10 protein-coding genes are annotated in these 12,276 nt (G+C 71.6%); 8 read left to right on the top strand and 2 right to left on the bottom strand.

Annotation, left to right across the window (positions count from 1 at the left end; all coding sequences use genetic code 11):
• Nucleotides 1–22: 22 nt before the first annotated feature.
• From BLV96_RS37985 to BLV96_RS50345, 3 genes are all read left to right on the top strand, one after another.
• Nucleotides 23–949, top strand: a complete 927-nt coding sequence (locus tag BLV96_RS37985; protein WP_086676345.1) for an ATP-binding cassette domain-containing protein — start codon at nucleotides 23–25, stop codon at nucleotides 947–949.
• Entirely contained in the window at nucleotides 946–1,773 is an 828-nt protein-coding gene (locus BLV96_RS37980; RefSeq protein ID WP_086676343.1) for an ABC transporter permease, read from the top strand. Before BLV96_RS37985 ends, BLV96_RS37980 begins: the two co-directional genes overlap by 4 nt.
• Nucleotides 1,774–1,907: 134 nt before the next feature.
• Nucleotides 1,908–2,486: a hypothetical protein gene (locus BLV96_RS50345; RefSeq protein WP_086676341.1), complete on the top strand. Its 579-nt coding sequence runs from the start codon at nucleotides 1,908–1,910 to the stop codon at nucleotides 2,484–2,486.
• An 83-nt stretch (nucleotides 2,487–2,569) separates the two neighbouring features.
• On the opposite strand, the gene BLV96_RS37970 is transcribed toward BLV96_RS50345, so the two are convergent.
• Nucleotides 2,570–3,286 (bottom strand): AfsR/SARP family transcriptional regulator, encoded by a 717-nt coding sequence (locus BLV96_RS37970; protein WP_244180784.1) that lies wholly within the window; start codon nucleotides 3,284–3,286, stop codon nucleotides 2,570–2,572.
• 331 nt (nucleotides 3,287–3,617) lie between these two features.
• Here BLV96_RS37970 and BLV96_RS37965 point away from each other — a divergent pair, with 331 nt between their 5' ends.
• Nucleotides 3,618–4,229: a ScbR family autoregulator-binding transcription factor gene (locus BLV96_RS37965; protein WP_086676337.1), complete on the top strand. Its 612-nt coding sequence runs from the start codon at nucleotides 3,618–3,620 to the stop codon at nucleotides 4,227–4,229.
• A gap of 63 nt (nucleotides 4,230–4,292) precedes the next feature.
• Here BLV96_RS37965 and BLV96_RS37960 read toward each other — a convergent pair whose 3' ends face one another.
• Entirely contained in the window at nucleotides 4,293–4,922 is a 630-nt protein-coding gene (locus BLV96_RS37960) for a ScbR family autoregulator-binding transcription factor (protein ID WP_086676335.1), read from the bottom strand.
• Between the two features lie 260 nt (nucleotides 4,923–5,182).
• On the opposite strand from BLV96_RS37960, the gene BLV96_RS37955 reads away from it, so the two are divergent.
• The 4 genes from BLV96_RS37955 (at nucleotide 5,183) to BLV96_RS37940 (ending at nucleotide 12,218) form a co-directional block, all read left to right on the top strand.
• Nucleotides 5,183–6,082, top strand: coding sequence for a ScbA/BarX family gamma-butyrolactone biosynthesis protein (locus BLV96_RS37955; RefSeq protein ID WP_244180782.1), 900 nt, complete (start codon nucleotides 5,183–5,185; stop codon nucleotides 6,080–6,082).
• A complete protein-coding gene (locus BLV96_RS51345) occupies nucleotides 6,079–7,899 on the top strand; it encodes an NAD-dependent epimerase/dehydratase family protein (protein ID WP_279627569.1) in 1,821 nt (606 codons plus the stop codon). The genes BLV96_RS37955 and BLV96_RS51345 overlap by 4 nt, the downstream gene beginning before the upstream one ends.
• A 150-nt stretch (nucleotides 7,900–8,049) precedes the next feature.
• Nucleotides 8,050–10,731, top strand: coding sequence for a hypothetical protein (locus BLV96_RS37945; RefSeq protein WP_208608431.1), 2,682 nt, complete (start codon nucleotides 8,050–8,052; stop codon nucleotides 10,729–10,731).
• Nucleotides 10,731–12,218, top strand: a complete 1,488-nt coding sequence (locus tag BLV96_RS37940; protein ID WP_086684348.1) for a phospholipase D-like domain-containing protein — start codon at nucleotides 10,731–10,733, stop codon at nucleotides 12,216–12,218. Before BLV96_RS37945 ends, BLV96_RS37940 begins: the two co-directional genes overlap by 1 nt.
• Nucleotides 12,219–12,276: the final 58 nt, after the last annotated feature.

Raw genomic sequence — 12,276 nt, 5'->3', positions numbered from 1 at the left:
CCGAACGAGGAGAGGTAACCCCATGGTCACCGGCTACGCGATCGAAGCACGGGGGCTGCGCAAGTCCTATGGCGACGTGGACGTCCTGGAAAGCGTCGACCTGAGCGTGCGGCGCGGCACGATGTTCGCGTTGCTCGGCCCCAACGGCGCCGGGAAGACCACGACGGTGCGGATCCTCAGCACCCTCCTGGACGCCGACGGCGGCACCGTGACCATCAACGGCCACGACCTCGCCGGGTCCAAGCGGACGGTGCGCGAGCAGATCGGCCTGACCGGGCAGGACACCGCGGTCGACGAGCTGCTCACCGGCCGCGAGAACCTGGAGATGATGGCGCGGCTGTTCCACCTGGCCACGCCGGCGGCGAAGAGCCGCGCCACCGAGCTGCTCGCGCAGTTCGACCTGGTCGACGCGGCCGACCGCCAGGTCAAGACGTACTCCGGTGGCATGCGCCGCCGGCTCGACCTGGCGATCAGCCTGATCACCTCGCCGCCGGTGCTGTTCCTGGACGAGCCGACCACCGGTCTCGACCCGCGCAGCCGCTCGGCGATGTGGGACGCGATCCGCGAGCTGCTCGACGGCGGCACCACGATCCTGCTCACCACGCAGTACCTCGAAGAAGCCGACCAGCTCGCCGACCGGATCGCGGTGATCGACAAGGGCCGCGTGGTCGCCGAGGGCACGGCGGCCGAGCTCAAGCGCCAGGTGGGCACCGAGCGGCTGAAGCTCACCTTCGCCACCGAAACCGAGGCGGCGCGCGCGCACGACGTCGCCGGCGGGGTGCTGACCGGCGACACCGTCAGCGTCGCGATCGACCAGCCGGCCCAGGTCCGGCTGGTGCTCAACCGGATCGACGACGCGGGCCTCGAAACCACCGGGTTGGAGCTCTCCGAGCCGACCCTGGACGACGTTTTCCACACCCTCACCGGAACCGCGGGAGCGAAGCGATGACCCAGACCCTGTCCAGGGAGCTCGAGGGGACGCAGGTCCCGGGCACCCCGACCCGTTCGGCGTTCGCGCTGGCGCTGTCCGACTGCCGGGTGCTGGTCGCGCGCAACATCAAGCACATCGTCCGCAACCCGGAGATGCTGATCCAGGCGGTTTCGCTGCCGATCGTGCTCCTGCTCCTGTTCCGCTTCATGTTCGGCGGCGCGATCAACCTGCCCGGCATGGCCTACGTCGACTACCTGGTGCCCGGCCTGGTGGTCGTCAGCATCGGCTTCAACTCGACGACGACCGTGGTCGGCGTGGCCGCGGACCTGACCCAGGGCCTGGTCGAGCGGTTCCGCTCGATGCCGATGGCCGGCTCGGCCGTCCTCGTCGGCCACGTCGTCTCCGGCGTGCTGCGCAGCATGCTTTCGCTCGTGGTGATGGTCGCGGTCGGCCTGGCGATCGGGTTCCGCCCGGCGGGCGGCGTGCTCGGCTGGCTCGCCGCGGTCGGCCTGCTGGTGCTGTTCTCGGCCGGCGTGTTCTGGCTCGCGACGCTGCTGGGGTCGATCGCCAAGACCGTCGAGGGCGCGGGCGGCCTCGGCATGATCTTCGTGTTCGTCCCGTACGCCACCAGCGCGCTCGTGCCCACGGGGTCGATGCCGTCGGTGCTGCGGGCCATCGTCGACAACCAGCCGGTGACGGTGGTGATCGACGCCGTCCGCGGCCTGATGAACGGCACGGCCGTGGCATCGACGGTGTGGCTGGCGCTGGCCTGGTCGGTCGTCATCACCGCCGGCGGCGCGTACCTCGCGATCCGGAAGTTCCACCAGCGCGCCCGCGGCTGACCCCCTCCGCGGTGGCGAAGGCGGCCCGTGCCCCCGAGCACGGGCCGCCTTTTCGTGCGCGCAAGGTCGACTTTAGGTCGGTCGGGCACTCTGCGTAGAGACGATCCGACCCGTCCGTGAAGTGAGGTGGCCCGATGCCGGCCCGCACCGCCGAGAACCCGGCCGTGACCCTCGACGCGTGGTCCGCCCCGCTGGCCGCCGATCCGGCCGGCGCGGCGGCGTTCCTCGCCGAGGTCGCCGACCGCGTCGCCCACCGTCCGCGCGTGCTCGTGCTGAGCGGGAGCCCGGTCGCGGACGAGCTCGCCGAACTGGGGTACGCCGCCGCGGAGGCGGGCGTGGACAGCTTGCCTGCCCAGCGGTTCGACGTCGTGCACGCCGGTTCGGACGTGCTCTCCCGGCTGCTCGTGCAGCGGGACCAGGTGCGCGCGGTCCGCCGGCTGGCGGCGCTGCTGCGGCCCGGCGCCGCCCTCGTCGTGCAGGGCTACCACCCCGATCCGGCCCGCTGGGCGACGGATCCGCTGGTGACCGGGCACGACTGCGCGCGTCAGACGCTGTTCCTGGCCGACGCCCGGGTGCCGCTGCGGTACGTGTGGCCGGCGGAGCTGGACCTCATGGCCGAGCTGGCCGACCTGGCGCTCGAGAGCCGCTGGGGCGGCTGGTACGGCGAGCCCGCCGCGTGCGGCACGCCGGTCGTGTCGGTCTACCGCAGCTGACCGCTCCCCCCCTGAGCACGAAAACGGCCCGGTCCCCGCTGGTGGCGGTGGACCGGGCCGTCGGGGGCCGGACGCGGGCCGGGTCAGACCGCGTCCGACATCTCGCCGACGAGGATGCTGTGGTGCAGCTTCCGCAGCGAACTGCCGGGCTCGATGCCCAGTTGCTGGACGAGGTTCTGCCGGGCGGAAGCGAAGGTCTCGAGAGCCTCCGCACGGCGGTTCGAGCGCAGCAAAGCGGTCATCAGGTACTCGTAGAACGTCTCGCGCAGCGTGTGCTCCTTCGCCAGCGCGGACAGCTGACCGACGACCTCGCGGTGACGTCCGATCAGCAGCTCGGTCTCCATCAGCAGTTCCAGGCACTCCAGCCGGGTTTCCTCCAGCAGCGCGGCGTAGGCCTGGACGTCGGGGGAGTCGGTGAAGCCGCCGAACGCCTCACCGCGCCATAGATTCGCGGCTTCGCGCAGGACGGCCGCGGCCTCCTTGTAGCTGCGGTCCCAGTACAGCGACCGGCCGCGCTCGTAGAGGCGGGTGAAGCGGTCGGCGTCGAGCTCGCCGTCGGTGACGTGCAGCGAGTAGCCGCGCGGGCTGGTGACGACGGGGCTGTCGTCCGCGTCGGCGCCCGTGCCGCGCAGCAGCTTCCGCAGCTGCGAGACGTAGACGTACAGCGCGGCGCTCGCGCGGGCCGGCGGGTGCTCGCCCCAGAGCTCGCCGATCAGGTGCTCGGTGGTCGCGACCTGGTTGCGCTTGACCAGCAACACGGCCAGGAGCGTCTCGATCTTGCGTGCCCGCGGAGCGCTCACGCCGGGCCGCCCTCCGACCCTGATCTGCCCCAGTATCCCGTAGTCCATTTCCTGTGCCCTCCGGTGTCCGCGTCGATCGGATCTGCCCGGCCCGGCGCCCCCAGTGTTGTCCTCCAGCGCCCAACTGCCCGGTCCCACTCCGGCAGCGTACTAAACCGACCTCCCGGTTTTCAAGACAAAACCGGGAGGTCGGTCGGTTTGTTCTGCGAGCGGTCGCCAATCTCCTTGCTCGGAGCGGGTTTCTGGGGTTACCCCGGTTGTAAACCGGGCGGTTGGTATGTAATCATGATCGAGCGCGCAGGGTCCCTGCGCCGGACGGAGGAGACCGACGGTGACCAAGCAGGCACGCTCGGAACACACGCGGCGCCTGTTGCTGGAGGCCGCGGCCGAGCTGCTGCACCAGGACGGGTACGCGGCCACCAGCATGGTGGGCATCGCGCAGGCGGCGGGGGTCACGAAAGGCGGCCTGTACTTCCACTTCTCCTCCAAGGACGAGATCTGCGACGAGGTCCAGGACGCGGCGACGGCGGTGCTGCGCGAGCACGTCCGCCGCCAGCCGGTTCCCCGTCCGGCGCTGCCGCGGCTGGCCGACCTGAGCCGGGCGCTGATGCACTGGCTCGACCGCGACCCGAAGGTGGGCGCGAGCTTCCGCTTGGCGCGCGAGATGGGCTCGGTGGACGAGCGGTTCGTGCTGTTCTCCCGGGCGTGGCTGGCGCAGGTCCACCAGTACCTGACCGAAGCGGTGGCCGGCGGCGAGCTCGGCGCGGACGTGCCGGTCGAGACCGCGGAGCTGCTGGTGGTGGTGACGTGCGTCGGCCTGGAGTCGGTGGTGTCGAGCCGGATCGTCGTCCCGGACAACGACTTGGCGGCCACGCTGGGCAAGCTGTGGCGGTTGCTGGAGCTGTCCCGCCGGCCGTCGCCGGTCCGCCCGGCGCGGACCTGAGCACTTTCGTTGTACAGAAAGAAAAAAGGGCGGCCCGACCGGGCCGCCCTTTGTTGCTGAGCCTCAGACCGCGGCCGTCACCTGCTCGGTGCCCTGCGGGGCGAACCGGTGCAGCCGCCGCGGCGGGACCACCGAGCTCAGGATCGTGCTCCACATGAACGTCGTGCGCTCGAGCAGGTCGTTGCGGCCGGTCAGCACCTGGGAACTCAGCTGGATCCCGGTGAACGACGCCTGCACGAACACCGCGAGGTCGTACGCGTTGATCTCCTTGCGCAGGTCGCCCGCCGCCTTCGCCGCGAGCAGGCAGCCGTGGATCGTGTCGATCCACCGCTTGTACGCGTTGCCCGCCGGCGCGATGAACGAACCCTGCTCGATGACCAGCCGGATGCTCGCCCGGACCCGCACGTCGGACTGCAGGCTGGCCGCCATCCCCTGGGTCAGGTCGATGACCGTCTGCAGCCCCGGGTTCTCGATCGCCGCGAGTGGGTCCCAGACCGTGAACTGCTCGTCGATCAGAGCGTCGGCCAGGTCTTCCTTGGACTTGAAGTGGAAGTACAGCGCGCCTTTGGTGACGCCCGCTTCGGTCAGTATCTCCGACAAGCTCGCACCGAGGAAGCCGACCGCGTCGAACCGCGAGGCGGCCGCCTCGAGGATCGCGTTCCGTGTCTGCTCCGCACGCTCTTGGCGAGCCACATCAGCCCCTCTCGCTCCGGCGGATCGGTCCACAGTAGACCGTTTGGCAGGTACCCCGCAGAGGCACAGTCTACGTCCCGGCGGCCGGGAAAGCCACTAAAAAAACCGCTCGGTTGGTATGGTTTTGCGTGTCCGATTCCGCTAGAACTGATGTGGGGGGACACTGGGGAAGAAAATCTGGGAGGACTGTCATGGTCGGCACCATGCTTCAGGAGACTGTACGCCAAATTCCGGAAACCAAGATCGCGACGATCCCGTCGGTGAGCTCGGTAGACTTCCAGCAGACCATCCCGCGCAGCCTCGTGCACCGCGCGGCCGTTTCGGAAGTTTTCGTCACTGACCTGCACATCCTCGGCGAAGGCCGGTTCGAAGTCGGCGCGCAGTGGCCGCGCCGGCACAGCTTCTTCGGGCCGCGGACGCCCGTTTCCCACGATCCGATGCTGTACGCGGAGACCATCCGCCAGGCGGCGCTGCTGATCGCGCACCGGGCGTACGGCGTTCCGCTCAGCCACAGCTTCCTTTCGGACTACAAGTCCTACGACATCGACGAAACGGGCCTGGCCACCGGCGGCTGGCCGGTCGACGTCGTCCTGCGGGTCACCGCGCACGAGGTCGAGTTCCGCGGCAAGCACGTCGGGGGCATGCGGCTGGACTTCGAGTGCTTCCGCGGCGGGCGGCGGATCGGCACGGCGTCGGAGGGCTGGCGCTGCGTGACCTCGGCGGTCTACCGCCGGGTGCGGGGTGACCACTTCGCGGCGACGCCGTTCCAGGCCGCGGTCCTGCCCGCGGTCACGCCGGCGTCGGTCGGCCGTGACCGCGTGGAGGACGTCCTGGTGGCGGCGACGCCGACGGACGGCACGTGGGCGTTGCGCTTCGACCCGGACCACGCGGTGCTCTTCGACCACCCGGTCGACCACGCGCCGGGGATGCTGCTCATCGAAGGGGCGCGTCAGGCGGCCCTGCTGGCGATCGGCGACCCGTACGCGCTGCCGGGGTGCGTCGACTTCCGGTTCGACCAGTACGTGGAGTTCGACTCGGAGTGCGTGCTGGTGGTCGACGCGGATCCGGCCGGCCCGGGCCGCAACCGGTTCGTCCGGGTCGAGGTCCGGCAGAAGGGTGCCACGGTCGCGAGTGGCACGCTGGGGATGCACTTGTCGTGAGAACCGGTGAGCCGGACCTCCTGGTCACCGGCGCGACCGGCTTCGTCGGCACGGCGGTGCTGCGCGAGCTGATCGCCCGCGGCGCGGGCGCGCGGGTCCGCGTCCTGGCCCGCCGCCCGCTGCCGGCGTGGATGACGGACGCGGGCGTGACGACCTGGCGCGGCGACATCACCGACGCGGCGGGGTTGGCGGGGCTGTGCACGGGCATCACGACGCTGGTGCACCTGGCCTCCCAGATAGGGGGCGACGCGGCACTGTGCACGGCCGTCAACGAGGACGGCACGGCAAAGCTGCTGGCGGAAGCCCGCCGCGCGGGCACGACGGAGGTGCTGTACCTGAGCACCTGCGCGGTTTACCGGGACGGGGTCCACAGGGGAGCACCGGAGCCGGTGGGGGAGTTCGGGTCGGAGCCCGGGTCCGGTCTGGGGACGGACCCGGTTCCGACGGCCGGCCGCGGCCGGTCGGGGGTGGGCCTGGGGTCGCGGGTAGGCGGTGGGTTGCGGGGAGGTTTGGAGGCGCTGGCCGGCAGCGGTGGGCCGGGGTCGGGCCTGGGGGCACCGGCCGATCGCGGCGAGTCAGGGGCGGGCTCGGGTTCGCCTGCCGGTCGCGGCGGATCAAAGGCCGCCCGAGATTCGCCGGCCGGCCGCGGCGGGCTGGGGACAGGCTTGGGCTCGCAGGTAGGCGGTGGGCCGGGGTCGGACCCGGGGGCACCGGCCGATCGCGGCGAGTCGGGGTCGGGCCTGGGCTCGCAGGTAGGCGGCGGGTGGGGGGCAGGTTTGGAGGCGCTGGCCGGCCGCGGTGGGCCGGGGGCAGGCTTGGGCTCGCAGGTTGGCCGTGGTGAGCCGGGGTCGGACCTGGGGGCGCAGGTTGGCCGCGGTGGGCCGGGGTCAGACCTGGGGGCGCCGGCTGATCGCGGCGAGTCGGGGTCGGGCTCGGGTTCGCCTGCCGGTCGCGGCGGATCAGAAGCGGCCCGAGAGTCGCCGGCCGGTCACCGCGGGTCGGCAGGCGAGGCCGGCTCGGGCTCGCGGGCCGTCCGCGGCGGTCCGTGGTCCGGCCCGGATTCGCCGGCCGGCCGCGGCGAGTCGACGGACCAGGCCGGCCCAGGGCCACGAGCCGGTCGCAGGGGGCCAAGCGCCGTCGGCGGTTCGGGGTCCAGCCCGGCGGCGGGCGGCGGATCGCCGGCCACCCGCGGCGGGCCGGGCTCGCGGGCCGGTCACGATCGGCCGACCGGCGAGTTCGCTCCGCAGTCCCCCCTCGCGACCGGGCCGGCGTCCGCCACCAGCCGCAGCAGGCTGGCCGGCGAACGCCTCGTCCTCGCCGCCGGTGGGGTCGTCCTGCGGCCGCACCTCGTGCACGGTGCCGGTGACCGGCACGTCGTTCCCGCGCTGGCCCGGTGGATCAGCGCGGTCCCGGCGTGGGCCGCCGGGGGCGAGGCCCGCACGTCGCTCGTCGCGGTCGCCGATCTGGCCGCGGCGATCGCCGTGCTGGCGCTCAACCCCGGCACCGGCGGCGCGGGCGAGGTCTTCCACGTGGCCGATCCCGACCCCGTCCGGCTGCGCGTCCTCATCACGGCCGTGTGCGAGCTGCTCGGCCTCCCGGTTCCGGTCGCGGACCTCCCGCTGGCCGAGCACCGGGCCCGCACCCGCGCGGCACTGCCGGCGCTGACCGACCACCAGTATTCCCTCCTGACGCGGGACCACTGGTACGAGAGCACCCGCATCTGGGACCTCACGGGCGTTTCCCCGGGACCGGGCTTCGGCCCGCGTCTCGCCGAAGCGGCCGCCTGGTACCGCACTTCACTGGGAAACGTCCACTGAGGACGGAGGAAATCACTACCCGCCGGTGCCTCAAGGGGTGACCGTTCGGGACGTGCGGTCGTGCCCGCTCGGCGGGCCCGCCGGCCGTCGACGACCGCACCGCGGCCCGGAAGCCTGAAGGCGGAACCCACCGCACGGACGGAGCCGGACGTGACCGAAGCCCAGGCGCACCAGACCGACCAGCACGCGGCACCGCCACCACCTGCGCCCGCGGTGCTGACGAGCGCGACGCGAGAGATCGCCAAGGCGACACACGTCCAGCTGACCATGCCGGTCCCCAGCAGCGGACAAGCCCTGGTCAAGCACGCCTTCGCGCGGGAACTCGGGCTGCGGCCCGGCGAAGTCGGCGACGCGGAAGCGCTCCTGCGCGACACCGGCGTCCAGGTCGAGGCGTCGACGACGGACCTGCTGCGCGGGTTCGAGGCCGGCGACGGACCGGACGCCGGCGAGCTCGTCGACGCGTCCGTCGCGGACCTCACGAAACTCGGCGACGCCGTCGCCGAGCTGCGCGGCCGGGCGTTGACCCAGGCGCTGCAGGACCCGGACGTGACCGCGACGCGGCTCGGGCAGGCGCGGCAGCGGGTCCGGAACGCGGCGATCGCCGTCGGCGCGCTGACCGCGAACACCCAGGCGACACCACTGGGCATGCTGAACCTCGAACGGCTCGAAATGGCGCCCGCCGGGCTGCAGCGCGGCGAGCTGATCGCCACCATCCCGCTGGCACCGCTGGAGGAAACCGCGGTCAGCCACAAGGAATGGTCGGTGCTGAGCAAGGAGTTCACGTCGATCGTGACCGATTCGCTGGAGAACACCAGCGAAACCGGCGTGACCGACAACACCGAGCTCAGCCAGGCCGCCACCTCACAGGCCCAGCACTCGAACCAGTTCAACGTGACGGGGTCGGTGTCGGGCGGGATCCCGGTGATCTCCGGCTCGGCGTCGTCGGGGTTCACCGCCCAGGACTCGACTTCGCAGTCCGCCACCACGAGCACGAAACACGCCACCGAGCTGACGAAGAAGGCGTCCGCGCGGACGAAGCAGGAACACAAGATCACCATCTCGACCACGACGGTGACGGGCGCGGAGGAGCAGTCGACCCGGACCATCCGGAACCCGAGCTCGACCGAGGCGATGCGCGTCGACTACTTCAGCCTGATGCGCAAGTGGCGGGTGCGGCTGTACCGGTACGGCCTGCGGCTCACTTACGACCTGGTCATCCCCGAGCCCGGGGCCGGGCTGCGGAAGGCCCACAAGCAGCTGGCGGACCTGCGCGACGGCATCGGCCCGTTCGTCTTCAACCTGCCGCACAACAAGATCACGGCGGACACGCTGCCGGGCGAAGCGCAGCCGCACCACTTGGTCCTGGCCGAGTGCTTCGGCGCGGTCGTGCCGGACCCGCCACTGCTGCCGGCGCCGGTCGAGCGCACCGCGACGAGCGTGCCGTCGTTCGACGAACCGGGGATCTACACGATGGATCCCCTGGAAATCCCGGACGGCTACCGGATCCGGACGTTGACGCTCTGGTACGCCTTGACGAGCCAGACCGGGGACGAAAACCTGTTCTCCATCGCGGTGCTGGGGTCGTCCTACACCAACCGCGGCACCCAGGGGCAGTTCGGCCCGATCGAGCTGACCTCCGAGCAGTGGAAGGGTTTCATGCTGCACGCGACCGGCAAGGTCGTCGTGTCGTTCGCGTTGGGGCACAACCGGAACACGCAGCTGAAGCTGGTCGCCGAGCTCGAGGAGATCCCGACCAAGCTCGACCCGGACCCGCGCAAGCCGCCGCTCAGCACCGTCGTCAAGGAACGGTGGCAGGCGACCGTCTGGAACATCCTGCGGGACGCGGCGCAGACGCAGTACTTCGAGCGGCAGCAGGACACCGCCGCCAAGATCGCGGTGCTGGCCGAGAAGATCGAGAACGTCGACACGCTGACGCTCCGGCGTGAGGAAAACGAAGAGATCATGAAGGGCGTGGTGCGGTTCCTGCTCGGACCCGGCTTCGCCTTCATGCCACCGGACGTCGTCGAGGCGTTCAAGAAGGCCGGGGTCGACCTCGAGCACGGGATCGGCTTCGACGGCAACGACCTCGGCCTCGACGCCGCGAGCTGGGCGACCGTCCGGGAGCACGAGGGCGTCATCCGGTTCGTCAACCAGGCCATCGAGTGGGAGAACGTCGTGACGTTCCTCTACTCCTACTTCTGGGACACGCCGCAGAGCTGGGAGTTCGTCCGGCAGCTGCAGCACCCGGACAGCACGCGGCAGGCGTTCCTGCGCTCGGGCAGCGCGCGCGTGGTGCTGACGGTCCGCAAGGGCTGGGAAGAGGCCTGGGTCGCGTTCGCCGAGGGCGGGTTCAAGAGCCCACCGGTCGTGCCCGACCCGCGGTACCTGTCCGTCGCCAAGGAGATCGCGGCCTACGACGACCGCAACTACCCGGGCATCCCGCCGGCGAACCCGGGCCGCAGCGCGGTGCGGCTCGAAGACGCCGCCTACACGACGACGTCCGCGGTGCTGCCGAAGAGCACGAGCCCCGTCACCTTCCGCGTCGGGTCGACCGACGGGTTCCTGGTGGGCGCGCAGGTGGTGCTCGACTCGGCCGACAAGACCGACCCGGCGGACGGGAGTGTCGTGCAGGAAACGACGGTGATCACGGCGATCCCCGACAGCACGCGGCTGACGGTCGCGTCGACCGCCCGGGCGCACGACGGCTCGGTGGCGCCGTTCGTCGTGCTGCAGCCGGGGACCAAGGGCGCGCTGATCGCCGAGTGGAACGAGTACACGCCGTCCTCGGGCACCGACATCGAGATCGGGTCCAACCTCGGCACCACGGTCTGATGGAGGAGCCGTTCCTGCCTGCCGATCCCAGTTCGGGGCTCGACGCGCCGGCCGCGGGCACGCGGATCGAGCACCTCGTCGGCGGGGAGGCCGCCCTGCCGAGAATGCTCGCCGACATCCGGGCGGCGGCCAACCACCCGGAACCGTTCGTCTACCTGGCCGGCTGGAACTGCGAAAACGACCTGCCGGTGCCGACCGCGTCCGGCCGCACCGACAACCTCGGCGAGGCACTGCGGTTCGCCGCCGACAAGGGCGCGCAGATCCGGCTGCTGCTCTGGGCGGGGGCGCTCGACCAGACCACGTTGCGCCGGTTCCCGCCACGGGTCCGGCAGATCCTCCTCGACCTGGCCGCCCGGTGGGGCCCGACGCGCGCGCACAACCTGGCCACCGAGGCGCTGGTGAAGAAGCTCAGGGCCGACGGCCACGACGCGTGGTGCCACATCGACGACGCGCACCTCTTCGCCGGCTCGCACCACCAGAAGCTGCTGATCGTCGGCTCGAAGCAACGGTTCGTCGCCTACGTGGGCGGGATCGAGTTCAGCACCGATCGCCTGTACGCCACGGATGCCGCGGGCAAGCGCCTCCCCGGCGCCCCGCTGTTCGACGTGACGGTGCGCGTCGACGGACCGGGTGCGGACAGCCTGCTCCGCACGTTCACCAGCCGGTGGCGGGCGACCGTCCCACCGCCGGCGGTCCCGTTGGCGCCGTTGCCGGCCTTGCGCGGCCTGAGCGTCCCGCCGTCACCGGCCGCGGGGCCGCTGACGTCCCAGGTCACGCACACCTACGCGCCGGGGTTCCCGTACCCCGCCAAGATCCAGACCTCGGCCCGGGCGATCGCGGCCGCGATCCGGTCGGCGAAGCAGTACTTCTACATGGAGGACCAGTACTACTCGGGAACCGAAGAGCTGACGAAGGCCATCAAGGACGCGCTGCGGGCGAACCCGGACCTCTGGGGCGTGGTGGTGATGGCGAACGAGGCGAGCGTCGGGGACCTGCCGGACCTCGCCTACCGCCGGCGCCTGATGCTCACCCCGCTGGTCGCGGCGTTCCCCAACCGGTTCTGGGTGTTCGAGCGCACGGGCGACGACGGGACGACCACGGGCCGCACCGCGTACGTCCACAGCAAGCTGACGATCGTCGACGACGTCACGGCGGTCGTGGGGTCGGTGAACAGCAGCTACCGCAGCTGGACCCACGACACGGAGGTGATGCTGACGGTCCACGACCCCCGCGGCGCGGGCCCGGCGAACCCACCCGGCTGGCGCCCGATCCGCAGGATGCGAGCGGAGATCTGGCGCCGTCACCTGGGAGCCCCACCGGCGGTCCTGGGCGACCCGGCGGCGTTGCGCCGGTGGTGGTTCGACGTCTGGACCCGGGCGCGCGCCGCGCACGTGGCGCCGTCCGCGGTGTTCGTCCCGGCGAAGCCCGCGTTCGGGCCGCTGTCGGACTGGGTGTGGACGAACTTCCTGGATCCGCGGGTGCCGTGAGCCCCGCCTTCTTCGGCGAGCAGGCCGTTGTGCGTGTGAGACGTCCATCCCATTGCGC

This window comes from Amycolatopsis pretoriensis (assembly GCF_900107925.1).
GTDB classification, from domain to species: Bacteria; Actinomycetota; Actinomycetes; order Mycobacteriales; family Pseudonocardiaceae; genus Amycolatopsis; species Amycolatopsis pretoriensis.
This window is presented reverse-complemented; position numbering and strand designations above follow the sequence as displayed.